The following is a 22,392-nucleotide window of genomic DNA, read 5'->3' on the forward strand; positions in this document are numbered from 1 at the left end:
CGATTAATCTAATTAAATAGCTAGCCCTTTTTTGACTAGATATTATTCTCCAAAATACATACAAATTTTTTTATTATTTATAGAATGTATAGGAATATCCATATTGAAAATATTTTTTAAGACTTGCGTATTGATAATTTCATCAACATTACCATTTTTAATCACTTCTCCATTTTTCATAGCAATAATATAATCTGAATAAATAGAAGCAAAATTAATATCATGTAAAACAACTATTATGCCTTTGTTATACTCTTTTGCTAAATTTTTAATAATTTTCATAATTGAAACCGAATGCTTCATATCAAGATTATTTAATGGTTCGTCTAAAAATATATATTCTGTATCTTGTGCAATAATCATTGCGATAAAAGCCCTTTGTTTTTGTCCTCCGCTTAAAGTATCTAAAAATCTGTCTTTAATATCTTGTAAATTCATATATTCTATAGCTTCGTTGATTTTTTCTTTGTCTTTGATATTTAACTTTCCTTGAGAATAAGGAAATCTGCCAAAGGATACTAATTCCTCTACTGTTAGTTTGATATTTAAATTATTTTGTTGCTTTAATATAGAAAGTATTTGAGCTAAGTTATTTTCTTTATAAGAATGAATATTTTTTCCTTTGACAATAACCTCTCCGCTATCTGCTTTCATTAATCTACTTGCTAAAGCTAATATAGTACTTTTTCCAGCCCCATTGGAACCTATTATAGAGGTTAATTTTCCTTTTTCGAAACTAACGTTAATATTTTTTATAATAGTCTTGTTATTATATTTTTTTTCAATATTTTTTAGTTCTATCATATTCTATGTCCTTTTAGTATCAAATATATAAAATAAATTCCACCTAGAAAATTTATAACCACACTAATGGTTGTATTAAAATGAAATATTTTAGAGGTAATAAAAACTCCACTTATCAAGACAAAAACGCTAATAAGTATTGTAAGAGGGATTAAAATTGCGTGTTTGTATGTTTTAGCTATTTCATAAGTGATATTTACAACTAAAAGACCTAAAAAAGTAATAGGACCAACCAAAGCTGTGCTAATAGATATTAAAATAGCTACAAAAATAAGATTTTTTTTAACAAAATAATCATAGGAAATTCCCAAATTGATAGCATTATCTCTCCCTAGTGATAAGACATCTAAATATTTAAAATCTTTTAATAGTAAAAATAAGATAAAACACAACATTGCACAAGATAATAAAATAAGCTCAACTTGAATATTATTAAAACTAGCAAACATACGACCTTGTACTACCATAAACTCATTTGGATCAATCAAAACTTCAAAAAATAAAGATAAAGAAGAAAATAAAGTTCCAAAAATAAGTCCTAATAGCAATATAAAATAAATATTTGCGTTGCTTTTAAATAAAATTTTATAAAATATTAATGTAAAAATTATCATACAAGAAAGACTGATGAAAAAATTAATTTCTTGATTAATAACGCTAATATTACCAGAACTTAGAAAGAATACTAATAAAGTTTGTATTAATATATACAAAGAGTCTAATCCTATAATACTAGGAGTTAAAATTTTATTATTTGTAATTGTTTGAAAAATAATTGTTGAAACTGAAATGCAAATTGATACTAATATGATAGAAAATAACTCTAAAACCCTTTTTTTAAAAATATACATAGAAAAATCAAAATCAATCATTATGTATGCAAGAGATAAAATACATACCATGAAAATCAATAAATAAAATATTTTACGCATTTGTTTTCTTTCTTAGTAAAATCCAAACAAATAAAACACCTCCAATAATACCAACAGTTAAATTTATAGGGATTTCAAATGGATGGATAATAGTTCTTGATAAAATATCACATACCAGTAAAAACGCAGCCCCAAGTATTGCAGTATAAAAAAGGACGGCTTTTAAATTATCACCTTTATATATTGAAACTATATTTGGTATAACAAGACCTAAAAAAGGTATCACTCCTATTGTTAAAACTACAATAGAAACTACAATAGAAACTATGATTAACCCTATATATAAAATAGTATTATATGAAACACCTAAATTTAAAGAAACATCCTTACCCATACCAACAATAGTGATTTTATTAGCAAAAAAATAAGCAATGATAAAAATAGGAATACTTATAAATAATATTTCATAATTTCCTATCATAATAGATGAAAAATTACCTTGCAACCAGCCTTGAATATTTTGTATCATATTGTTTTCATAAGCAAAAAAAGTTGTAATAGAGTTAATGACACCCCCAAACATTAACCCAACTAAAGGAACAAAAACAATTTCTTTTAGCTTTATTTTTTGAAGTATTTGGATAAAAATAACACTACCAATAAGAGTAAAAATAAAAGCTATAAAAATTTGATAAATAAAATTAAATCCACTAAAAAACAACATACAAATTAAAATTCCAAATTTAGCACAATCCATTGTTCCAGCAGTTGTAGGAGATACAAATTTATTTTGAGTAAGTTGCTGCATAATCAAACCACATATACTCAAACTCATACCTGTAATGATAATAGAAATTAATCTTGGCAGTCTAACAATTGTCAAAATTTCCATTTCTTCTTGAGTTAGAGACATGATATTAAACATAGAAATGTCTTTAACACCTATAAAAAGACTAACTAAAGAAAGAAATATTAGCATAGGTATTAAAAGATTAAGTCTAAAAAAATATTTAATCATAATGTAAAACCAAATAATATTAATTATCAAAATTGAAATACTATTAAAAATATTCTTAATTTTATATAAATTATGATATTTAAAATCAAAATTATTAATATGTTTTTGGTGGAGATGTTTTATTATAAATAATTTCAAAAAATATTTTCTGTATGTTTTTGTATAATTCTTATTTTATTTTCACTATATTATAATAAAGCTAATTTTAAAATAGAGGTTTGAGTTGTTTTTTATAAAAATTATTTTAGTTTTACTTTTAAATTCTTTTATGTTTGCTTCAAATTTTGATGAAGTAAAACTAGCTTTGATTAGAGAATTTAAGACAAATTATCCGCAGTTAGAAATTATTTCTTTAGATCTTAACACTCAATCAAGTCTACCAGTAGATTTTAATCAATATATTTTTTTAAAATTAGGTAATCATAACTTTGACAAAGCTGATGGTTTTATCAAAGCTGAATTTAAAACTCCAGAACAACATAAAAAAAATATATTTTTTAAATATTTTTTAAAAGCAAAATTAGAAGTTTTACAAAGCACACGTCCTATTTCGCGTAATGAAAATTTAAGTCCTGCTAGTTTTAAAATTTTAAAAATTCCATTTGATAAAGCTCCACAAGGTGTGTTAAAAAAAGATGAAATTGTAAATTTAGTTGCAAAAAGTAATATTAGAGAAAATATGATTTTAAAATATAATATGTTTAAAACAAAAACTCTTATACAAAGAAATGATTCTGTTTATGGGGTTATTAAAGATGGTGATTTGAGTATGATTATAGAATTAAAAGCCTTGCAAAGTGGAAATTTAAATCAAAGAATTAGACTTAAAAATAAAGATGGAAAAGTTGTGCATGGAAAAGTTATTAGTAAAAATTACGTGGAGCTTAAATGAGAAAAATTTTAGTAGGAATTAGTGGAGCTAGTTCTTGTGAATTGGGTTTTATGTTGTTGGAAAATTTAAAAGAAAAAGCAGATATTTTTGCTATTGTAACTAAAAATGCTAGAATTAGCTTTACAAAAGAAAATTCACTTTTAGAAAATATAGATTTTATGGGTTTTATAAAAGAAAAATTTGATCTTTGTCATGTAAAATTTTTAGATAATGAAGATATTAGTCAAAATGTAGCAAGTGGTTCTTTTGGTATAGAAACAACTTTTATCACACCTTGTTCTATTAATACTTTAGCTAAAATTTCTTGTGGAATTAGTGATAATTTACTTACAAGAGCTGCAGGAGTGGCTTTGAAAGAGCGTAAAAAGCTTATACTTGGAGTAAGAGAAATGCCCTACTCTACTTTAAATTTAGAGCAAATGACTAAACTTTCTAGTTATGGTGTTATCATTGCTCCTCCTGTAATGGCAAGTTATGCTAAGGTTGATAATTTAAAAAAATTATATGAATTTATCATAGGAAAATGGCTTGATCTAGCAAATATTGAGCATAATTTATACCAAAGATGGCAAAATGGCTAGTTGTATATACCCAGGGACATTTGATCCTATCACTAATGGGCATTTAGATGTGATTATTAGAGCAAGTAAGATGTTTGAAGAAGTGGTGGTTGCCATAGCTAAGAGTGAGAACAAAAAGCCTATGTTTAACTTAGAACATAGAGAAAAAATGGTAAAAATTGCTACAAAAGACTTAAAAAATGTTAAAATTGTGACTTTTGATAACTTACTAGTAGATCTTGCTAAAAATTTGCAAATAAATATCATTATAAGAGGTTTAAGAGCAGTAAGTGATTTTGAGTATGAATTGCAACTTGGTTATGCAAACCATATGCTTTGGGAGGATTTTGAAACCATATATCTTATGCCAAATTTAAAAAATTCTTTTATTTCAAGTTCTATAGTAAGATCTATTTGTGTATATAATGGCGATGTGGGTAAACTTGTGCCAAAAGAAATCATACCTTTGTTAAAGGAGAGAAATTGTATATAGCTTTTGAAGGAGTTGATTGTGTGGGTAAAAGCACGCAAATAGAACTTTTAAAAAAACATTTTTCTGATGCATTTTTTACTAAAGAACCAGGTGGAAGTGAGCTTGGGGCACATTTGAGAAAAATTTTACTAGAAAGCAAAATACAATTTTCCAAAAAAGCTGAGCTTTTGCTTTTTTTAGCAGATAGAGCAAATTTGATCGATATGTATTTAACGCAAAATAAAAACAAACTTATCATTTCAGATCGTAGTTTTATCTCTAACATGGCTTATGCAAGATGTGATTTTGATCAAAATATTTTATTTGAGTTAAATTCTTTTGCTACAGGTGGGATTTTTCCACAAAAGGTTGTATTTTTATATGGCTCTAAAGAGCTTATTGCACAAAGACTTTCTAAAAAAGATCTAGATAGTATTGAAAAAAGAGGAATTGAGTATTTTTTAAATATACAAAATGCTTTAGAAGAAACTTTAGAGTTTTTAAAGACTAAAATAGATATAAAAATTTTAAAATTAGATGCATCTTTGAGTATTGAAAATTTACATGAAAAGATTAAGGGATTTATAGATGATTAATGCTTTAAAAGGAATGAAAGATTTACAAGATGATCAAGCTGCTCTTTATGAAAAAGTGGTAAAAACTTGTGAAGAAGTAGCTAAAAACTATGGGTTTACCTTCATTAATTGTCCACATTTAGAACTTACTAAGCTTTTTAAAAGAAGCGTTGGAGAAAGTTCTGATATAGTTGGCAAAGAAATGTATGAATTTGTTGATAAAGCAGGTAATGATGTGTGTTTAAGGCCTGAAGGAACAGCTGGAGTAGTAAGATCATATATAGAAGCTAAAATGGACAAGATTCAAAGTGTTAAAAGATGGTTTTATCATGGTTCTATGTTTCGCTATGAAAGACCGCAAAAAGGAAGACTACGCGAATTTCATCAATTTGGGGTAGAAAGCTTTGGTATAGCAAGTGTGTATGAGGATGCGAGCATTATTTTAATGCTAAATGAAATTTTTAGACGCTTAGAAATTCATACAAGCTTGAAAATTAATTCTTTAGGTTGTAAAGAATGTATGAGGAAATATAAAGAAAAACTTATAGCTTTTTTAAATTCCAAAGAAGGTTTTTGTGAGGATTGTTTAAGAAGAAAAGATTTAAACCCTATTAGAGTGCTTGATTGCAAAAATGACCATTGTCAAAGTTTAATTGAAAACGTGCCAAAACTAAGTGAAAATTTATGCGAGTATTGCAAGAAAGATTATGAAAAATTACAAAAGCTTTTAAAAGAAAATGATATTGAGTTTGAATGTGATGAGAAATTAGTGCGAGGGCTTGATTATTATTCCAAAAGTGCATTTGAGTTTGTTAGTGATGAAATCGGTGCAAAAGCTGCTGTAGCAGGTGGTGGAAGGTATGATAGATTGATTGAATATTTAGATGGTAAAAGTGGTTATGGCGTAGGTTTTGCTATGGGTATAGAAAGAATTATGGCTATTTTAGAGCAAAAACAAAGCATAAAATCAAGAGAAGGAATTTATCTTTGTGCCATGGATGAAGCTTTTGTGGATACTATTTTTAAACTAGCAAATACTTTAAGAAAAAATCACAAAGTATATTTAAGCTATGAAGCAAAAAAACTTGCAAAGCATTTAAACCAAGCAGATAATGCCAATGCTAAAATCTTTTTATGTATAGGCGAAGATGAAATGCAAAAAGAAGAAGTTTTTTATAAAAATTTAGAAAGTAAAGAAAATAAAAATATAAAATTAGCAAATTTGGAGTATGAGTTATGATTGATTATGGTATTAATATTTGGGGTGCTAATAATTTTATCATTGAAAATGGCAAGGTGTGTTTAAATCATGGTAAAAAACCTGCTATTATAGATATAGTAAATACTTTGCGTGATGATGGTTATAAGGGACCATTATTGCTTCGCTTTCCCTATTTAATCCATAAACAAATTGAACAAATTTATGATAAATTTGCCAAAGCAAAAAAAGAATTTAACTACAAAGGTTCTTTTAATGCTGTTTATCCTTTGAAAGTAAATCAATATCCTGGTTTTGTAAAAAATTTGGTTAATCTAGGTAAAGAATATAACTATGGTTTAGAGGCAGGAAGTAAGGCTGAGCTTTTGCTAGCTATGGCTTATAATAATGAAAGTGCCCCTATAACAGTTAATGGCTTTAAAGATAAAGAATTAATAAATATGGGTTTTATAGCGTGTGAAATGGGTCACAATATCACTTTGACAATGGAAGGGCTTAATGAGCTTGAAGCAATGATAGAAATTGCTAAAAATCGTTTTAAGCCAAAACCAAACATAGGTTTAAGAGTGCGTTTGCATTCAGCTGGAGTTGGGATTTGGGCAAAAAGTGGTGGTATAAATTCAAAATTTGGTTTAACTTCTACTGAGCTTATTGAAGCGGTTAATCTTTTAAAAGCTAATAAACTTTTAGATCAATTTACTATGATACATTTTCACTTAGGCTCACAAATTACCGAAATTCACCCTTTAAAAAAAGCTTTAAATGAAGCAGGTAATATCTACACTGAGCTTAGAAAAATGGGCGCAAAGAATTTAAAAGCTATTAATCTTGGTGGAGGTTTGGCAGTAGAATACTCTCAGTTTAAAAATGAAACAAGTAGAAATTATACTTTAAGTGAATATGCAAATGATGTAGTGTTTATTTTAAAAAGTATTGCAGAGCAAAAAAAAGATCTAGAGCCAGATATTTTTATAGAAAGCGGGCGTTTTGTAGCAGCTAACCATGCTGTTTTAGTAGCACCTGTTCTAGAGCTTTTTTCGCAAGAATACACAGAAAGCAAACTTTTATTAAAAGATAAAAATCCAAAACTCATAGATGAGTTATATGATTTATATAAAAATATTAAAGCTTCCAATGCACTTGAATATTTACATGATAGTATTGATCATATGGAGAGTATTTTAACCTTATTTGATTTGGGTTATGTGGATTTACAAGATCGTTCTAATAGTGAAATTTTAGTGCATTTAATTATGAGAAAAGCTATTTCTTTAGTGGGTAATCAAGCTGATTTATCAAGCTTGCAAAATGAAGTACAAGAAAAATACTTGGTAAATTTTTCAATGTTTCAGTCTTTACCTGATTTTTGGGGCTTGGAGCAAAATTTTCCTATTATGCCTCTTGATAGGCTTAATAAAAAGCCTACAAGAAGTGCAAGTATATGGGATATAACTTGCGATAGTGATGGAGAAATTTCATATTCTAAAGACAATCCTTTGTTTTTACATGATATTGATGTAGAAGCTGAAGATTATTTTCTAGGATTTTTTCTAGTAGGAGCTTATCAAGAAGTGCTTGGTATGAAACATAATCTTTTTACACATCCAACAGAAGCTTGTATAAGTATCAATGAAAAGGGTTTTGAAGTAGAAAGTATATTAGAAGCTCAGTCTATTTTAGATACTTTAGAAGATCTTGATTATGATGTTCATGCAATTATGGATAATATTAATGAAAAAATTTATGCTTCGAAACTTGTAAATGAAAATCAAAAAAAACATATTTTAGGTGAAATTTATTTGTTTTTAAATGATAATGGATATTTAAAAAGTATAGGTTCTAAATGAGTATTTTTAAACTAATCAAAGAAGATTTTTCTATGCCAAAACAAAAAGATCCTGCATATAGATCTTGTCTAGAATTAGTTTTTAATTATCCTGGTGTTTGGGCTGTGGTAAATTATCGTTTTGCACATTTTTTTTACCAAAAAGGTTTTAAAAAAATTTCAAGAATTATTAGCGGAATTTCACAATTTTTTACCGGAGTAGATTTACACCCTGGAGCGCATTTGGGTAGAAGGATATTTATAGATCATGCAATCGGAGTTGTGATTGGTGAGACTTCTGTTATAGGTGATGATGTTTTGATTTATCAAGGTGTTACTTTAGGTGGAACGAGTTTGGATAAAAATACCAAAAGACACCCTACCATAGAAGATGGTGTGATAATAGGCTCTGGCGCTAAAATTTTAGGTAATATCACCATAGGAAAAAATGCCAAAATAGGTTCAAATGCTGTAGTTTTAAAAGATGTTGGGCCAAATTTAACAGCTATTGGTATACCTGCTTATATTAAAGAATATGGCAGAATTGATTATGAAGAAAAAATAGCTAAACTAGAAACGAGACTTGCTATTTTAGAAGAAAAACTAAATAAAGAGGATAAATGATAGCAATTACAGGTGGAGGTACAGGAGGGCATTTAGCTATAGCTAGATGTTTATTACAAAGTGCAAAAAAGCAAGGCTTGGAGTGTATTTATATAGGAAGTGAAAATGGTCAAGATAGGCTTTGGTTTGAAAACGAAGATGGTTTTTATAAAAAATACTTTCTAAGTTCTCAAGGTGTTGTTAATAAAAAAGGCTTAGCTAAATTTCAGTCACTTTTTCACATTTTAAAACTTGCAAAAAAAACAAAACAAATTTTAAAAGAGCATAAAATTAAAGCAGTTTTTAGCGTAGGAGGATATAGTAGTGCTCCAGGTTCTTTTGGTGCTTTGATGACAAATATCCCACTTTTAATTCATGAACAAAATTCTAAAATAGGGAGTTTAAATTCACTTTTAAAGCCTTTTTCTAAAGCTTTTTTTACTGCTTTTGATGATCAAATTAATAAAACAAATACTTTCTTTTGTCCTTACCCTATTAGTGAAATTTTTTCTCAAAAAGCAAGAGTTAGAAAAGAATTAAAAAGTATTATTTTTCTAGGTGGTTCACAAGGAGCTAAATTTATCAACGATCTTGCCTTAGAAAATGCTTTGTATTTTAAAGAAAAAGACATAAATATCATTCATCAATGTGGTAAGAATGATTATAAAAGATGTAAAAAAGCTTATGAGGATTTAAATATCGATGTAGAGCTTTTTGATTTTGATAAAAACATTATAGATAAAATTTCTAAGGCAGATTTAGCTATATCAAGATCAGGTGCAAGTAGTCTTTTTGAACTTAGTGCAAATTTTCTTCCTTGTATTTTCGTTCCCTATCCATATGCAGCTAAAAATCATCAGTATTTTAATGCTTTATATTTAAAAGAGCGTAATTTATGTGAGATTTTAAATCAAGAAGAAAAACATAAATTTTTAAACTTAGTAGAAAATTTCTCACTAGAAGCAAAATCTTTGGCCTTGCAAGAGTTAAAAAGTGAAAATGGTGCAGACTTTATGATAGAAAAAGCAAAACAAATGGGGTTTATTTAAATAAAATACTCCCCAAACGTACCATATTTGAGCCACATTTTATAGCTAGTTCAAAGTCTCCACTCATACCCATAGAGCAAATTTTTGCCCCGTGTTTTTGTAAATTTTCATAGATTTTAAAAGTTTGCTCAAAACTTTCTTGAATTTTTTCCTCATCCATAGAGCCTATACACATAATGCCTACTAGATTTAAATTTTTGCACTCTTCTTGTATTTGTAAATACTCTTCTATGGCCTTATTTTGCTCTATCCCACTTTTAGAACTTTCATTAGCAGTGTTAATTTCTAATAAAGTATCTAGCTTGTATTCAAGCCTTTTATCTACTGCTTTGGCTATTTTTAAGCCATTGCAAGATTGCCAAAGTATAGGGTTTTGTTTGATTAAGAGATTAATTTTATTGCTTTGAAGATTACCTATAAAATGCCATTTAATTTCTTGTATATCTTGAAGCTTTTCTTTTTTTAAAGCTAATGCTTGAACTTGATTTTCTCCAAACTCTACAACACCTTGTCTAAAAAGCTCTCGAATTTGTTTATCTTGGACATATTTACTAGCCGCTACTAAGCGTACATTTTGCTTTATGGTTTTTTCAAAAATACTTTCTAAATTCATCTTTTCCTACATCAATTCATATAATTTTTTACGCTCACTTGAGCTTCCTATGCCAAGTTGCATACGGTATTTAGTGATAGTTCTACGCCCTAGTTGTATACTTGGGAATTCTTTTTGGGTTAGCTCAAGAATTTTTAAATCACTTAAAGGCTTTTTAGGGTTTTCTTTTTTGATTAAATTACCAAGAAAATCTTTAATGGTTGCATTAGAGGTTTCTCCATTATCAACAGCAGTAGTAAAGAAAGATTTTAAAGGTATTAAACCTCTATCACAGCTTAAGTATTTATTTGCAATTGCTCTTGAAATAGTAGATGCATTTCTTTCAAGATCTTGCGCTAAGTCTTTAAGTTGCATAGGTTTAATATCTCCACCCATAAAAAAATCATATTGATACTCTATAATCATTAATCCTAGCTTATAAAGAGTGGCTTTACGCATAGCTAGAGCATCGATTAAATTTTTGGCATCTTTTAAATAAGAGCTTAAAAACTCATGATCTAAACCATCTGCTTCAAAAGCAATTTCTGGGTAATAATCATCATTAATTTTGATTTTAATTTCCCCATTTTCTTGATAAATAAAAATATCTGGGATAATTTCCATACTCTCTTCAAAATACTCTAAAAAAGGTGGAATAGAAATTTTTTTAATTATTGCTATAGCTTTTTTATATAAAGGATCTTTAATAAAATCTTTTGCATTTTCTAAATTTAAAATAAGCATTTTACAAAATTCATAAAGCTCATCATCTAAGTCAAAATGCTCTAATGCAAAAATAAAAGCTTCTTGATTGTCTTTTGCTCCCACTCCAATAGGGTCAAGATATTTAAACCTTTGTCTGATTTTTTCTACTTCCAAAGGATCAAAATCACCTAAAATTTCCTCATCATATTCAAAATAACCCTCATGATTTAGACATTCTATGATTTTTTCAGCAATAGTTTGGGATTTTTTAGTAGGAAAAAATGGTGGTATGATTTGTTCACTTAAAAGTTCGTATACATTTTTAACTTCTAAGCTTTTTGCGTCAATCATCTGTGTAGTGGTATTTTTGCTAAAATATTCTTGATAATATTTATTTTGATTGTTTGTAATACTTGAGTTTTCTTTGATCTCTATAAAAGGATTTTCTTTGGCAAATTCATCTAAATTTTCTTTTAAATCTTCAATATTAGCTTGCAATATAGGAAGCCAAGATCTTAAGGTTTGTGATAGTTTTGCTTTTTGCGTTATAGAGGTTTTTTGTTTAAGCATTATTCAAGTCTAAACTCACTTCCAAGATAATATTTTTTAACATCTTCATTATGTGCTATTTCACTAGCATCGCCACTAGCTAGCAATCTTCCGCTTCTGATTACATATGCCCTATCGCAAATTGCTAAAGTTTCTCTTACATTATGATCGGTGATTAAAACACCTATATTCATAGCTTTTAAATCATTAATTAAGCTTTGAATTTCACTTACCGCTATAGGATCAACCCCAGCAAATGGCTCATCAAGGAGTAGAAATTTAGGATCACACATAAGCGATCTTGCGATTTCACAACGCCTTCTTTCGCCTCCGCTTAAGCTCATGCCTTTTCTATGTCTAATAGGTTCTATACTAAGTAATTCTAGCATTTGCTCTATTTTTTGTTCTAATAGATTTTTATCCTTGTATATTACCTGAGCAGCCAAAAGCAAATTTTCTTCTACGCTTAAGTCTTTAAACACACTACTTTCTTGAGGTAAATATCCAATGCCAAGTTTTGCTCTTTTATTAAGTGGTTCTTTTGTAATATCTTGCGAATCTAAAAACACTTGTCCATTTGTTGGTAAAATGAGCCCACATATCATATAAAAACTTGTAGTTTTTCCTGCTCCATTGGGTCCTAAAAGTCCTACAACTTCGCCACTTTGTACTTCTAGTGAAACATCATGAATGATTTTTGTTTTTTTAATGATTTTTTCTAAATTTCTAGCTTCTAGCTTACTCATGTATTATATACTTTCTTTTGTTTTTATAAGGAATAATTTGTAAAATTATATTAAAAATTTGATATTTATCTAAGTATTTTTTTAATTTTTCATCACCCCACTCTACCAAATGTAAACCATCTTCAAAAAAATTTTCAATTAAGCCGTTTTTTAAAAGCCCATCAAAACCTTCTTGATAAATATCATAATGGTATATTTTGCTTTGATGAAAATTGTATTCTTGCATGATAGAAAATGTAGGAGAATTGAGCGTTTTTTCTACTCCAAGAAATTTAGCATAATTTTGTACTAAAGTGGTTTTACCACTTGCTAAATCTCCTTGAAATAAAATAACTCCATTTTTAGGTAAAATTTCGCAAAGTTTGTAAAGCTCATTTTTATCTAAAATTAATTCTTTCATTGGATTTTTACCACATATTTTTCCTGCATAGCTTTTGGAATGCTTTTAGTTGTTGGTATATCTAAGACTTTGTAAGTATTGGTGTATTCTATAAATTTAATACTTATTTCATCCCCGATTTTCACTTCTTTACTAGCTTTTACTACCTGATTGTTTATACTTACCACTCCACTTTTACACATATCTTCTGAAATTGCACGACGTTTGGTAATATTAACTACATTTAAAAATTTATCTATTCTCATAAAAATATTTTATCAAAAAATACAAGAAATTGTTATAAAATGTTTAAATATTTTACATTATATTAAGCTAAATTCGTTAAATTTTACAATCATTTTTTACAAAAAGGAAAAACAATGAAAAAAGATATCAAAAAAGTGGTTTTGGCATATTCTGGTGGACTTGATACAAGTATAATTTTAAAATGGTTGCAAGATGAATATAAATGCGAAGTAATAACATTCACAGCAGATATCGGTCAAGGTGAAGAGCTTGAACCTGCTAGAAGAAAAGCACTTTCTTTGGGCGTAAAAGAAGAAAATGTTTTTATTCAAGATTTAAAAGATGAATTTGTAAAAAATTATGTATTTCCTATGTTTAGAGCAAATGCTATTTATGAAGGAGAATATTTACTGGGTACAAGCATAGCAAGACCTTTAATAGCAAAAACTTTAGTAGAAATTGCAAATAAAACAAGTGCAGATGCCATCAGCCATGGAGCAACTGGTAAGGGAAATGATCAAGTGCGTTTTGAACTAGGTGCACTAGCTTTAAATCCGAATTTAGCTATTATTGCACCATGGAGAGAGTGGGATTTAAATAGTCGTGAGAAACTTTTAGCTTATGCACAAAAACATGGCATTGATATAGCTAAAAAGCCAGGTAAATCACCTTATTCTATGGATGCAAATTTATTGCATATTTCTTATGAAGGTTTAGTACTTGAAGATCCTGCGGCTAAACCCGAAGCAGATATGTGGCGTTGGGTGAAAGATCCAAAAGAAGCTCCAAATGAAAGTGAAATTATAGAGCTTGAGTTTAGTAAAGGCGATTTGTGTGCTATAAATGGAGAAAAAATGTCTCCTGCGCAACTTCTAGCTAAACTTAACGATCTTGGTGTAAAACATGGTATAGGTCGTCTTGATATAGTGGAAAATCGCTATGTGGGTATGAAAAGTAGAGGTTGTTATGAAACTCCAGGAGGAACCATACTTTTAAAAGCACACCGTGCTATAGAGAGTATTACACTAGATAGAGAAGCAGCACATTTAAAAGATGAAATAATGCCAAAATATGCAAGTTTGATTTACAATGGCTACTGGTTTTCACCAGAAAGATTAATGCTTCAAGCTTTGATAGATGAGTCGCAAAAATATGTAAATGGCAAAGTTAAGCTTGAATTATATAAAGGCAATGTAATGGTGATAGGTAGAGAAAGTGCAAACGATAGTTTATTTAGTGAGGCTTATTGTACTTTTGAGGAAGATTCTGTGTATGATCAAAAAGATGCAGCAGGTTTTATAAGATTAAACGCTTTAAGATTTATCATCGCAGGTAAAAATGGAAGAAAATTTTAAAAAAGGAATACAATGAAAGTATTATTAGTAAAAGATGTAAAAAGCTTAGGAAAAGTAGGAGAAGTAAAAGAAGTTAAAGATGGATATGGACAAAATTTTTTAATTGCTAAAGGTTTTGCCAAAGCTGCTACACATGAAGTTTTAAAACAATATGAAGCAGAACAAAAGAAAAAGGCTGAAAATTTAAGATTTGAGCTTGCAAATTTGGAAAAATTAAAAGAGGAATTATCTAAAATTACTATTTGTATAGCTAAGTCTGTGGGCGCTAATGGGAGCTTGTTTGGTGGGGTTACTAAAGATGAAATCGCACATGCACTAAAAAATCAAAAAGGTATAGAGCTTGATAAAAAAAGTTTAGAATGTGATACTATAAAAGAACTTGGCGTGCATGAAATTTCAGCAAAATTAGGTCATGCAATCCATGCTGTATTTAAGCTAGAAGTTAAAGGAGAATAATGTTTCACGCAACTACAATTTTAGCTTATAAGGGTAAAAATAAGTCTGTAATTGGTGGAGATGGGCAAGTAAGTTTTGGAAATACTGTACTTAAAAATAATGCGGTTAAAATTAGAAAATTAAGCAATGGGAAAGTATTAGCAGGTTTTGCGGGAAGCACTGCTGATGCTTTCAATCTTTTTGATATGTTTGAAAAATTACTTTCTAGCTCTAAGGGTGATTTATTAAAAGCTGCAATAGATTTTTCAAAAGAATGGCGCAAGGATAAATACTTAAGAAAACTTGAAGCGATGATGCTTGTACTTGATAGAGATCATATATTTTTACTTTCAGGAACTGGAGATGTGGTTGAACCTGAAGATGGTGCTATAGCAGCTATTGGTAGCGGAGGTAACTATGCACTTTCTGCTGCAAGAGCTTTAGCTAAACACTCAAGTTTAGATGAAGAAGAATTAGTTAAAGAAAGCTTGCAAATAGCTGGTGAAATTTGCATTTATACTAATACAAATATTAAAACTTATGTAATTGAGGATGATAAATGAATTTAACTCCAAAAGAGATTGTAAAATTTTTAGATGATTATGTAATTGGACAAAAAAACGCCAAAAAAATCATAGCAATTGCTTTAAGAAATCGTTATAGAAGAATGCAGCTTAGCCCTGAACTTCAAGATGATATCATGCCAAAAAATATTTTAATGATAGGATCAACTGGGGTTGGTAAAACAGAGATTGCAAGACGCCTTGCTAAGATGATGGGACTTCCTTTTGTAAAAGTTGAAGCAAGTAAATATACTGAAGTTGGTTTTGTTGGGCGTGATGTAGAAAGCATGGTTAGAGATTTAGCTAATGCTGCTTTAAATTTAGTAAAAAATGAAGAAAAAGAAAAAAACAAAGAAAAGATTAATGAATTTATAGAAAATAAGATTTTGGAAAAACTTTTACCGCCTTTACCAAAGGGTGTTAGTGAAGAAAAACAAGAAGAGTATCAAAATTCTTTAGAAAAAATGCGCGTGAAATTAAAAGCTGGTGATTTAGATGATAGCACAATAGAAGTTGAAATTTCACAAAGTGTATTTGATACTAATCCAAATTTACCACCTGAAATGGGTGCTATGCAAGATATAGTAAAAGTTATTGGTGTGGGTAATAAAAAAGTTAAAAAAGAAATGAAGGTAAAAGATGCAAGAATAGCTCTAGCTCAAGAAGCAAGTGAGAAAATTCTTGATATGGAAAGTATTAAAGGCGAGGCTTTAAGAAGAGCTGAAAATGAAGGAATTATTTTTATCGATGAGATAGATAAAGTAGCAGTTTCAAGCTCAAATTCAAACCGCCAAGATCCAAGCAAAGAAGGGGTGCAAAGAGATTTGCTTCCTATAGTTGAAGGTAGCACTATACAAACTAAATTTGGTCCTTTAAAAACTGATCATATTTTATTTATTGCAGCAGGTGCTTTTCATCTAAGCAAACCAAGTGATTTAATCCCTGAACTTCAAGGGCGTTTTCCTTTAAGAGTTGAGCTTGATTCATTAGATGAGGATGCTTTATATGCTATTTTAACAAGACCTAAAAATTCATTGCTAACACAATACATTGAGCTTTTAAAAACTGAAAATGTAGAGCTTGTTTTTGAAGATGAGGCTATTAGAGAAATAGCAAAAATAGCAAGCAAGGCTAATGAAGAAATGCAAGATATTGGCGCAAGACGCTTGCATACAGTAGTGGAAAAACTTTTAGAAGATATTAGTTTTGAAGCAGATGAATACGCAGGTAAAGTATATAAAGTAGATGATTTTAAAGTGCAAGTTAAACTTGGAGATATCATAGAAAATAAAGATTTAGCTAGGTATATCTTGTGAAAAGTGGCTTTATAAGCATAGTGGGTAGAACTAATGCGGGAAAAAGTTCTATCCTAAATTCTTTATTAGAAGAAAAAGTGGCTATGGTTTCTCATAAGCAAAATGCCACAAGAAGAAAGATCAATGCGATTATAATGCATGAAAATCATCAGCTTATTTTTATAGATACACCAGGTTTGCATGCAAGCTCTAAGGCTATGAATCAGCTTATGATTGATTTAGCGATTAAAAGCATTGCTGATTGTGATGTGATTTTATTTGTAGCTAGTATTTATGATGATATTAAAGATTATGAAAATTTTTTAAGTTTAAATCCTAAAGTACCGCATATTGTGTTGATTAATAAGGTTGATTTAGTAAAAAAAGAAGTTTTGCTTAAAAAATTAAGTGAGTATTCTCAGTTTAGCTCACATTTTAGTGCTATTATCCCCTATTCTGCAAAGCAAAAATTTTATAAAAAAATTCTTTTAGATGAGATGATTAAGTATTTGCCTGAGCACCCGTATTATTTTGATCCTGAGTTTATTACTACAACAAATGAAAAGGACATTTATAGAGATTTTATCTTAGAAGCTATATATGAAAATTTAAGTGATGAAATTCCTTATAGCACTGAAGTAAAAATAGAAAAAATTAAAGAACTAGAGCAAATTTATTATATCAATGCTACTATCATTACAGATAGTAATTCTCACAAAGGAATGATACTAGGTAAAGATGCTACTACAATTAAGCGTATAGGTAAAGAAGCTAGAGTGAAAATAGAAAAATTGGCACAAAAAAAGGTAATGCTAAAATTATTCGTTCAACTTGAGAAAAATTGGCACAAAAACGAGCAAAACCTTAAGAAAATCCTTTATGATGAGTAAGAAAACAATTCTAAAAGATTTTATTGCTTATGAAAAGCTTTTATATATTAATTTTGCAAATCCTATTAGTGAAGATGAAATTTTAAAAAAGAGCTTTGAAGAGCTTGGTCTTAAAGATGATTTTTCTTATAAGCTAAAATATTTTCAAGATAAATCTTTTACTCAAGTATTTTTGTGCAAGTATGAAGATATTCTAGATATTGATTATATAATCCCAGAACCCCTACTTTTTGAAGTATATTTTAAAAATAATACAAATGGTGAAAATCTTGCATTATTATTTAAGAAAAAATACATAGTTTTAGTGGAGTATTTGGGGTGTGATTTTCAAAATTGTAAAGTTATACCATTAAATGTTTATGATAAAATATATGAAGAAAAATTAAAAAATACCTATAAGCACATTATAAGCATAGATGATACTCAAAATCTTAGCAGTTTTGATAAATTTAATAGTAATATTTTTTATCAAAAATTGTTAAAAAAATGCGATCAAGTCAAGATTAATTTTACCAACAAAGAAAAAATAAATCATTTGAAATCTTTTAGTTTTAAGATTTTATTGGCTTTTATTTGTGGAGTTTTACTAGCTTTAGCTTATCCCTTGTATTTATATACACAAAAATCATTTTATGAAAATGAGAAAACAAAATATGAAAATTTAATAAAAAAGCAAGATGATATTTTAGAGCAAGTAAAAATAAATCAAAAGCAAAATCAAGAGTTTAAAAAACTACAAGAAGAAAATGAGTTAAAGGTTGATTTATTGCAAAAATTTTATGCAAATACACTTTGTTATAAAGATTTTTATGATTTTTTAAAAGTTTTAAATTCTCATCAAGCTTATATAGAGGCTTTGCATGTTAAAAATAATGATTTTATTATAGAGCTTAAAAATGACTATGAATTTTATGAAGATTTTAAAAAACATCATTTTGTATTAAAAAATAAAGAAGTTAATAATGGAAAAATCACTCTTTTTTTTGAAAAATCTTTATAAAAATTTAGAAAATATCTTTGCTAAGTTATCTGATCGTGAATTTGCACTAGCTTTGATAGTTGCTTTTGTCTTTGGTTTTTTCATGGTTTATATGGGTGTTTTTGACTATTTTGAAAAACAAATGAAGTTATCAAAAGATGAACTATATAATTTACAAACAAAATACGAGCAAAAACAAGAAATGATTTCTGATTTAAAAGAAGATGAAAATATATCTTATAATGATCGCTCATTTTTAAGTATAAATAAAGACTATCAAAGTATTTTAAAGGATATAGAAAAGAATCTTAATGGGGTGCAATCTTTGCAAATTCAAAGCTATAAAAATCAAGATCGATATTTTACTTATTATGAATTAAGATTAAGTTTTATCAGTGATTTTTATTTTTTAATGCAGTTTTTACAAAAATTAGACCCTTATATAAAAGTTAAAAATTTAGAACTCGTAAAATACAAAAACGAACTAAAAATTACATTAAATCTTATTTTTACTCTAGTATAAAAATGATTTTTTTGATAAAATTTATTTGTAAACATGGTAAGCGGTCGCTTCTTTTGAAGAGGAAAGTCCGAGCTGCAATAAGACAAAGATTCCATCTAACGGATGGCTAGGGTAACCTAAGGGAAAGTGCAACAGAAAGAAAACTACCATATAGTATATGGAAAAGGTGAAACGGTAGGGTAAGAGCCTACCAGTGGTTTTGGTAACAAAACTAGCTATGTAAACCCAATCTGCAGTAAGAAGGGATGGTTTTGGTTCTTATAATATAACCCTTCGCTTGAACTTGTTTGCAAAAACAAGTCTAGATAAATGATCGCTCTTGACAGAACTCGGCTTATCGCCATGTTTTATTTTATATAAGCAGAAGCTTTTTGAAGCTTTTGCAAATTCATTGCAACTTCATCTTGCTTTTTTTTCATAAAAGCTATTGCTTCATTAGTAAGAGCTAAAGCTTCATTTGGACATTCTTTAAACTCAGGTTTTTCTATGAGTTTAACTATTTTCTCTATATCTTCAGTATAAACAGCTATTTTAAACTCATCTATCCATTTCTTTTTATTCATTTTTGATGTACTTCTCTCCAAGCTTCTAATAAACCTTTAACTACATTTATTACTTCATCAACTCTGGCTTCATTGTTTTCAATATTTGCCAAAGAAAGAAGTTGCAATTCTCTAGTGTATAAACCACTTAAATAATGAGCCACATCTCCGCCTTTTTCATAATCAAGGCAGTTGATAAGCTCAATAAAAATAGCACTAGCTCTTTTTACATAGTACACTCTTTCTTCTATATTTTCATTTTGTATGGCTATTTTTATCCTACTAGCAAAGCGTAGAATTCCTCCATATAGCATTTCTATAAGTTTTTCTTGAGATTCTACACCGGCTTGACTTTGCGAATATGCATTATAAACTGCACTATTTACCATTTATGATTTCCTTTCATTTGTTTAAGAGTTTTGATTATTTGCTGCATTAATCATATTTGCAATTACACTTGCTTGATTGTTTAATTTAGAAATAATACTATCATACGCTGCCCATGTTGACCACATTGTGTCATATTTTGTATCAATAGAATTTTTAGTATTTTCTATAGTCTCATTTAGATTTTTTGATTCTTTACTTAAAGAAGATTTATAGCCACCAAAAGATCCTTCAGAACTCATCATTTCTCTCATGGTATTTTTTAATACACCAAAAGTTCCTGTTTCTTCTTTCCAATTTGAATACATTGTTTTAGGGCTTAAACCAAATTGTTTTAAAAAATCTTCTTTACCTTGAATTTCTAAATCACTTCCCGATGTTCCCTTGATTTTAAATTGAATTTTTTGATCAGAACTTCCCTGATTAATGATCTCAAAGCTAGCTTCTAAACCCTCTATTCCAAAACTATTGATGTGATCTATAAGATTTTGAGCCATTTCCTCATCAGTATCTCCTGTTAATATAAAAGGATCTCCGTTTTTAGTTTTGGTTAAATCTATAGTTTCATCATTATATATAATTTTAAATTCAGAATCAGTAAAATCAATTCCATCTGGATTATCTTTTGCAAAACCTCCAACTTTTTCTCCACTTAAATTAATATCTTCAAAACCATTACTTCCTACAAAAAACCTTTCAGCCATTTCTGGGTCTTCACTAAATTTAGTATTAAATTTAGAAGAATCAAAAGTCATAGTTCCATTAGATATGGTTAAACCATAATCAGCTAAAGATAAACTAACTTTAGAAGATATTTTAGTTCCTTCTGAAGTATCACTATCGCCAACTGTGATAGTTCCATCTACAGTGATAGTTTTTAGTAATATATTGTTAATTTCTGATTTTATATTATAAATTGAACTTACACCTACAAAATTTCCTTTCGTTCCCGCATCAGGGTCGTATTTTGTAGCAGCGGTAATGTTTAGCATTAGGTCATTATAGGCAGTTGCTAAATTTTGTAAAGATTCTGAAATAGCAGCAGTATCTTGAGTAATATTAAAGCTAATTTCACCTTTTTGTTTTAATTCTAAAGTAGTATCAGGAGCTATATCTGTAATAGTATTTGTTGGTCTAGTCATTTTAACACCATCAACGCTAAAAATAGCATCCATACCTTTTTGTATATGGTTTTCATTACCTGCTTTTACGTTATAACCTTGTGGAGTACTAGTATCTAAAGTGATTCCAAATTTACTACTTAATAAATTTGTAGCCTTTTCATCTCTAGTGTAATTTGTTTGATCGATGTTACCATCTTCATCTACTGCATAACCACCATCAAAAATACCAAGTTCAGCACCATTAGTCGTTTTAAATGTTGCTGCACCATCTTTTAATTCAAGATTAACTTTACCATTAGTTTTTTTGCTAATTTGCTCGGCTAAACTTTCATAGGTAGTATTTTCATCAATATCTATGGTGTATTTATCATAATTATCACCATTTTTAACCACAAAAGTTAAAGAAGTTTTTTCTCCAGTGTTGAGAAGTTTATCAGAGGTTTGACCACTTATATTCCCACTAATTTGTGTTTTATCTAAATTTCCTTGTTCTCTAAAACCAAACAAACCACCAGCACTAATGCTATTTTTATCAAGTTCCCAACCTAAACCTTTTAAAAGATCTTCATTACCTGAAAAAGAAATATTATTTTGAGTTCCTGTATCTTTGCTTTGTACAACTAGCCGATATGGATTTTCTCTATCTCCAGTATTGACTATTTTAGCTTCTACCTTACCTCCTGTTGCAGAATTTATTTTTTCAGCAAGTTGAGCTACAGTTGTGCTTTGATCTATATCAATTTTATATTCTTTTCCATTTTGAGTTATAGTAAAAGAAGTGCTTCCTCCTTGCAATCCTAAACTTTGCATAACAGAAGAAGTTTTATCTTTAAAACCGTTACTTTGATAAACATCTTTTTGAGCAAGTTGATCAACAATAACTTTCATATTAGTTAAAGAAGATAAAGATCCTACGGTTAAACTAGCAGCAGCACTATCACCGCTTACACTAGGAGAAACTTTTTTTTGATTAAATTGCGTTGCATCACCAAGACTGTTTACAGCAGTTTGAAAAGCAAGAAGTTTGGCTTCAAGTTCTGCTAAGTCTTTTTGTCTTAAACCATTGGTCTCAAGTTGCGAATTATAAAATTTCAAATTCGCATTCATTTCTGCCTCTTTAAGCTTATTTAGCGTATCACTTGTTAAAACACCCGAACCTATCCCTAAGCTTCCTAAACTACCTACTGCCATGA

At 28.7% G+C, this 22,392-nt stretch carries 26 protein-coding genes and 1 other RNA gene; 16 read left to right on the forward strand and 11 right to left on the reverse strand.

The features are described from left to right. Nucleotides 1-42: 42 nt before the first annotated feature. The 3 genes from CORN_RS04225 to CORN_RS04235 are packed head-to-tail and all read right to left on the reverse strand — an operon-like array spanning nt 43 to nt 2,697. The gene (locus CORN_RS04225; RefSeq protein ID WP_066007962.1) at nt 43-804 is read right to left on the reverse strand and encodes an iron ABC transporter ATP-binding protein; all 762 of its coding nucleotides are present in this window, start codon (nt 802-804) and stop codon (nt 43-45) included. Next, nucleotides 801-1,736: an iron chelate uptake ABC transporter family permease subunit gene (locus CORN_RS04230; RefSeq protein WP_066007964.1), complete on the reverse strand. Its 936-nt coding sequence runs from the start codon at nt 1,734-1,736 to the stop codon at nt 801-803. The genes CORN_RS04225 and CORN_RS04230 overlap by 4 nt, the downstream gene beginning before the upstream one ends. Then, nucleotides 1,729-2,697, reverse strand: a complete 969-nt coding sequence (locus CORN_RS04235; RefSeq protein WP_280642211.1) for an ABC transporter permease — start codon at nt 2,695-2,697, stop codon at nt 1,729-1,731. The genes CORN_RS04230 and CORN_RS04235 overlap by 8 nt, the downstream gene beginning before the upstream one ends. Nucleotides 2,698-2,917: 220 nt before the next feature. Between CORN_RS04235 and flgA the strand changes: the two genes are divergently transcribed. From flgA to CORN_RS04275, 8 genes are read left to right on the forward strand one after another with little or no spacing between them, the layout of a single operon-like run. Next, nucleotides 2,918-3,586, forward strand: coding sequence for a flagellar basal body P-ring formation chaperone FlgA (gene flgA / locus CORN_RS04240; RefSeq protein ID WP_094750302.1), 669 nt, complete (start codon nt 2,918-2,920; stop codon nt 3,584-3,586). After that, complete coding sequence (locus CORN_RS04245; protein ID WP_066007971.1) at nt 3,583-4,167, forward strand: UbiX family flavin prenyltransferase; 585 nt, start codon at nt 3,583-3,585, stop codon at nt 4,165-4,167. Before flgA ends, CORN_RS04245 begins: the two co-directional genes overlap by 4 nt. Beyond that, on the forward strand, nt 4,160-4,639 hold the full coding sequence (gene coaD / locus CORN_RS04250) for a pantetheine-phosphate adenylyltransferase (protein ID WP_066007978.1): 480 nt from the start codon (nt 4,160-4,162) through the stop codon (nt 4,637-4,639). The genes CORN_RS04245 and coaD overlap by 8 nt, the downstream gene beginning before the upstream one ends. After that, nucleotides 4,630-5,214: a dTMP kinase gene (gene tmk, locus CORN_RS04255; protein ID WP_066007980.1), complete on the forward strand. Its 585-nt coding sequence runs from the start codon at nt 4,630-4,632 to the stop codon at nt 5,212-5,214. The genes coaD and tmk overlap by 10 nt, the downstream gene beginning before the upstream one ends. Next, on the forward strand, nt 5,207-6,433 hold the full coding sequence (gene hisS, locus CORN_RS04260; protein ID WP_066007982.1) for a histidine--tRNA ligase: 1,227 nt from the start codon (nt 5,207-5,209) through the stop codon (nt 6,431-6,433). The genes tmk and hisS overlap by 8 nt, the downstream gene beginning before the upstream one ends. Then, entirely contained in the window at nt 6,430-8,259 is a 1,830-nt protein-coding gene (speA, locus tag CORN_RS04265) for a biosynthetic arginine decarboxylase (RefSeq protein WP_066007984.1), read from the forward strand. Before hisS ends, speA begins: the two co-directional genes overlap by 4 nt. Then, complete coding sequence (gene cysE / locus CORN_RS04270) at nt 8,256-8,861, forward strand: serine O-acetyltransferase (protein ID WP_066007986.1); 606 nt, start codon at nt 8,256-8,258, stop codon at nt 8,859-8,861. The genes speA and cysE overlap by 4 nt, the downstream gene beginning before the upstream one ends. After that, nucleotides 8,858-9,889 carry a UDP-N-acetylglucosamine--N-acetylmuramyl-(pentapeptide) pyrophosphoryl-undecaprenol N-acetylglucosamine transferase gene (locus tag CORN_RS04275; protein WP_066007990.1) on the forward strand — a complete coding sequence of 344 codons (1,032 nt, stop codon included), beginning with the start codon at nt 8,858-8,860 and terminating at the stop codon, nt 9,887-9,889. The genes cysE and CORN_RS04275 overlap by 4 nt, the downstream gene beginning before the upstream one ends. Here CORN_RS04275 and CORN_RS04280 read toward each other — a convergent pair. The 5 genes from CORN_RS04280 to CORN_RS04300 are packed head-to-tail and all read right to left on the reverse strand — an operon-like array spanning nt 9,882 to nt 13,126. Then, nucleotides 9,882-10,502 carry a YggS family pyridoxal phosphate-dependent enzyme gene (locus CORN_RS04280; protein WP_066007991.1) on the reverse strand — a complete coding sequence of 207 codons (621 nt, stop codon included), beginning with the start codon at nt 10,500-10,502 and terminating at the stop codon, nt 9,882-9,884. The genes CORN_RS04275 and CORN_RS04280 overlap by 8 nt on opposite strands. Nucleotides 10,503-10,508: 6 nt before the next feature. Next, a complete protein-coding gene (locus tag CORN_RS04285) occupies nt 10,509-11,756 on the reverse strand; it encodes an RNA polymerase factor sigma-54 (RefSeq protein WP_066007992.1) in 1,248 nt (415 codons plus the stop codon). Continuing rightward, a complete protein-coding gene (gene lptB, locus CORN_RS04290) occupies nt 11,756-12,481 on the reverse strand; it encodes an LPS export ABC transporter ATP-binding protein (protein WP_066007993.1) in 726 nt (241 codons plus the stop codon). Before lptB ends, CORN_RS04285 begins: the two co-directional genes overlap by 1 nt. Next, nucleotides 12,474-12,881 carry a tRNA (adenosine(37)-N6)-threonylcarbamoyltransferase complex ATPase subunit type 1 TsaE gene (gene tsaE / locus CORN_RS04295; RefSeq protein WP_066007994.1) on the reverse strand — a complete coding sequence of 136 codons (408 nt, stop codon included), beginning with the start codon at nt 12,879-12,881 and terminating at the stop codon, nt 12,474-12,476. The genes lptB and tsaE overlap by 8 nt, the downstream gene beginning before the upstream one ends. Then, on the reverse strand, nt 12,878-13,126 hold the full coding sequence (locus CORN_RS04300; protein WP_066007995.1) for an RNA-binding S4 domain-containing protein: 249 nt from the start codon (nt 13,124-13,126) through the stop codon (nt 12,878-12,880). Before CORN_RS04300 ends, tsaE begins: the two co-directional genes overlap by 4 nt. 114 nt (nt 13,127-13,240) lie before the next feature. Here CORN_RS04300 and CORN_RS04305 point away from each other — a divergent pair, with 114 nt between their 5' ends. The 8 genes from CORN_RS04305 (at nt 13,241) to rnpB (ending at nt 19,499) form a co-directional block, all read left to right on the forward strand. Then, entirely contained in the window at nt 13,241-14,461 is a 1,221-nt protein-coding gene (locus CORN_RS04305) for an argininosuccinate synthase (RefSeq protein ID WP_066007997.1), read from the forward strand. A 12-nt stretch (nt 14,462-14,473) separates the two neighbouring features. After that, nucleotides 14,474-14,917, forward strand: a complete 444-nt coding sequence (gene rplI, locus CORN_RS04310; protein ID WP_066007999.1) for a 50S ribosomal protein L9 — start codon at nt 14,474-14,476, stop codon at nt 14,915-14,917. Next, complete coding sequence (hslV, locus tag CORN_RS04315) at nt 14,917-15,459, forward strand: ATP-dependent protease subunit HslV (protein ID WP_066008008.1); 543 nt, start codon at nt 14,917-14,919, stop codon at nt 15,457-15,459. Before rplI ends, hslV begins: the two co-directional genes overlap by 1 nt. Beyond that, the gene (gene hslU / locus CORN_RS04320; RefSeq protein ID WP_039641445.1) at nt 15,456-16,775 is read left to right on the forward strand and encodes an ATP-dependent protease ATPase subunit HslU; all 1,320 of its coding nucleotides are present in this window, start codon (nt 15,456-15,458) and stop codon (nt 16,773-16,775) included. Before hslV ends, hslU begins: the two co-directional genes overlap by 4 nt. Further along, the gene (gene era, locus CORN_RS04325; RefSeq protein ID WP_066008010.1) at nt 16,772-17,644 is read left to right on the forward strand and encodes a GTPase Era; all 873 of its coding nucleotides are present in this window, start codon (nt 16,772-16,774) and stop codon (nt 17,642-17,644) included. Before hslU ends, era begins: the two co-directional genes overlap by 4 nt. Next, the gene (locus CORN_RS04330) at nt 17,634-18,644 is read left to right on the forward strand and encodes a hypothetical protein (protein WP_066008011.1); all 1,011 of its coding nucleotides are present in this window, start codon (nt 17,634-17,636) and stop codon (nt 18,642-18,644) included. The genes era and CORN_RS04330 overlap by 11 nt, the downstream gene beginning before the upstream one ends. Beyond that, nucleotides 18,607-19,146 carry a hypothetical protein gene (locus CORN_RS04335; protein WP_066008012.1) on the forward strand — a complete coding sequence of 180 codons (540 nt, stop codon included), beginning with the start codon at nt 18,607-18,609 and terminating at the stop codon, nt 19,144-19,146. Before CORN_RS04330 ends, CORN_RS04335 begins: the two co-directional genes overlap by 38 nt. Nucleotides 19,147-19,174: 28 nt before the next feature. Next, nucleotides 19,175-19,499, forward strand: an RNA gene (rnpB, locus tag CORN_RS04340) — RNase P RNA component class A. Here the strand turns inward: rnpB and CORN_RS04345 are convergent. From CORN_RS04345 to fliD, 3 genes are read right to left on the reverse strand one after another with little or no spacing between them, the layout of a single operon-like run. Next, on the reverse strand, nt 19,494-19,709 hold the full coding sequence (locus CORN_RS04345) for a hypothetical protein (RefSeq protein ID WP_066008013.1): 216 nt from the start codon (nt 19,707-19,709) through the stop codon (nt 19,494-19,496). The genes rnpB and CORN_RS04345 overlap by 6 nt on opposite strands. Beyond that, complete coding sequence (gene fliS, locus CORN_RS04350; RefSeq protein ID WP_039626068.1) at nt 19,706-20,077, reverse strand: flagellar export chaperone FliS; 372 nt, start codon at nt 20,075-20,077, stop codon at nt 19,706-19,708. Before fliS ends, CORN_RS04345 begins: the two co-directional genes overlap by 4 nt. A 21-nt stretch (nt 20,078-20,098) precedes the next feature. Continuing rightward, the gene (gene fliD / locus CORN_RS04355; RefSeq protein ID WP_066008015.1) at nt 20,099-22,390 is read right to left on the reverse strand and encodes a flagellar filament capping protein FliD; all 2,292 of its coding nucleotides are present in this window, start codon (nt 22,388-22,390) and stop codon (nt 20,099-20,101) included. Nucleotides 22,391-22,392 lie beyond the last annotated feature (2 nt).

It is taken from the genome of Campylobacter ornithocola (assembly GCF_013201605.1).
GTDB lineage: Bacteria > Campylobacterota > Campylobacteria > Campylobacterales > Campylobacteraceae > Campylobacter_D > Campylobacter_D ornithocola.

Coding starts and splice junctions, on each gene's coding strand:
- CORN_RS04225 (WP_066007962.1), bottom strand. CDS start 804: ATGATAGAACTAAAAAATATTGAAAAAAAATATAATAACAAGACTATT.
- CORN_RS04230 (WP_066007964.1), bottom strand. CDS start 1,736: ATGCGTAAAATATTTTATTTATTGATTTTCATGGTATGTATTTTATCT.
- CORN_RS04245 (WP_066007971.1), top strand. CDS start 3,583: ATGAGAAAAATTTTAGTAGGAATTAGTGGAGCTAGTTCTTGTGAATTG.
- coaD (WP_066007978.1), top strand. CDS start 4,160: ATGGCTAGTTGTATATACCCAGGGACATTTGATCCTATCACTAATGGG.
- hisS (WP_066007982.1), top strand. CDS start 5,207: ATGATTAATGCTTTAAAAGGAATGAAAGATTTACAAGATGATCAAGCT.
- speA (WP_066007984.1), top strand. CDS start 6,430: ATGATTGATTATGGTATTAATATTTGGGGTGCTAATAATTTTATCATT.
- cysE (WP_066007986.1), top strand. CDS start 8,256: ATGAGTATTTTTAAACTAATCAAAGAAGATTTTTCTATGCCAAAACAA.
- CORN_RS04275 (WP_066007990.1), top strand. CDS start 8,858: ATGATAGCAATTACAGGTGGAGGTACAGGAGGGCATTTAGCTATAGCT.
- CORN_RS04280 (WP_066007991.1), bottom strand. CDS start 10,502: ATGAATTTAGAAAGTATTTTTGAAAAAACCATAAAGCAAAATGTACGC.
- CORN_RS04285 (WP_066007992.1), bottom strand. CDS start 11,756: ATGCTTAAACAAAAAACCTCTATAACGCAAAAAGCAAAACTATCACAA.
- lptB (WP_066007993.1), bottom strand. CDS start 12,481: ATGAGTAAGCTAGAAGCTAGAAATTTAGAAAAAATCATTAAAAAAACA.
- tsaE (WP_066007994.1), bottom strand. CDS start 12,881: ATGAAAGAATTAATTTTAGATAAAAATGAGCTTTACAAACTTTGCGAA.
- CORN_RS04300 (WP_066007995.1), bottom strand. CDS start 13,126: ATGAGAATAGATAAATTTTTAAATGTAGTTAATATTACCAAACGTCGT.
- CORN_RS04305 (WP_066007997.1), top strand. CDS start 13,241: ATGAAAAAAGATATCAAAAAAGTGGTTTTGGCATATTCTGGTGGACTT.
- rplI (WP_066007999.1), top strand. CDS start 14,474: ATGAAAGTATTATTAGTAAAAGATGTAAAAAGCTTAGGAAAAGTAGGA.
- hslV (WP_066008008.1), top strand. CDS start 14,917: ATGTTTCACGCAACTACAATTTTAGCTTATAAGGGTAAAAATAAGTCT.
- hslU (WP_039641445.1), top strand. CDS start 15,456: ATGAATTTAACTCCAAAAGAGATTGTAAAATTTTTAGATGATTATGTA.
- CORN_RS04330 (WP_066008011.1), top strand. CDS start 17,634: ATGATGAGTAAGAAAACAATTCTAAAAGATTTTATTGCTTATGAAAAG.
- CORN_RS04335 (WP_066008012.1), top strand. CDS start 18,607: ATGGAAAAATCACTCTTTTTTTTGAAAAATCTTTATAAAAATTTAGAA.
- CORN_RS04345 (WP_066008013.1), bottom strand. CDS start 19,709: ATGAATAAAAAGAAATGGATAGATGAGTTTAAAATAGCTGTTTATACT.
- fliS (WP_039626068.1), bottom strand. CDS start 20,077: ATGGTAAATAGTGCAGTTTATAATGCATATTCGCAAAGTCAAGCCGGT.
- fliD (WP_066008015.1), bottom strand. CDS start 22,390: ATGGCAGTAGGTAGTTTAGGAAGCTTAGGGATAGGTTCGGGTGTTTTA.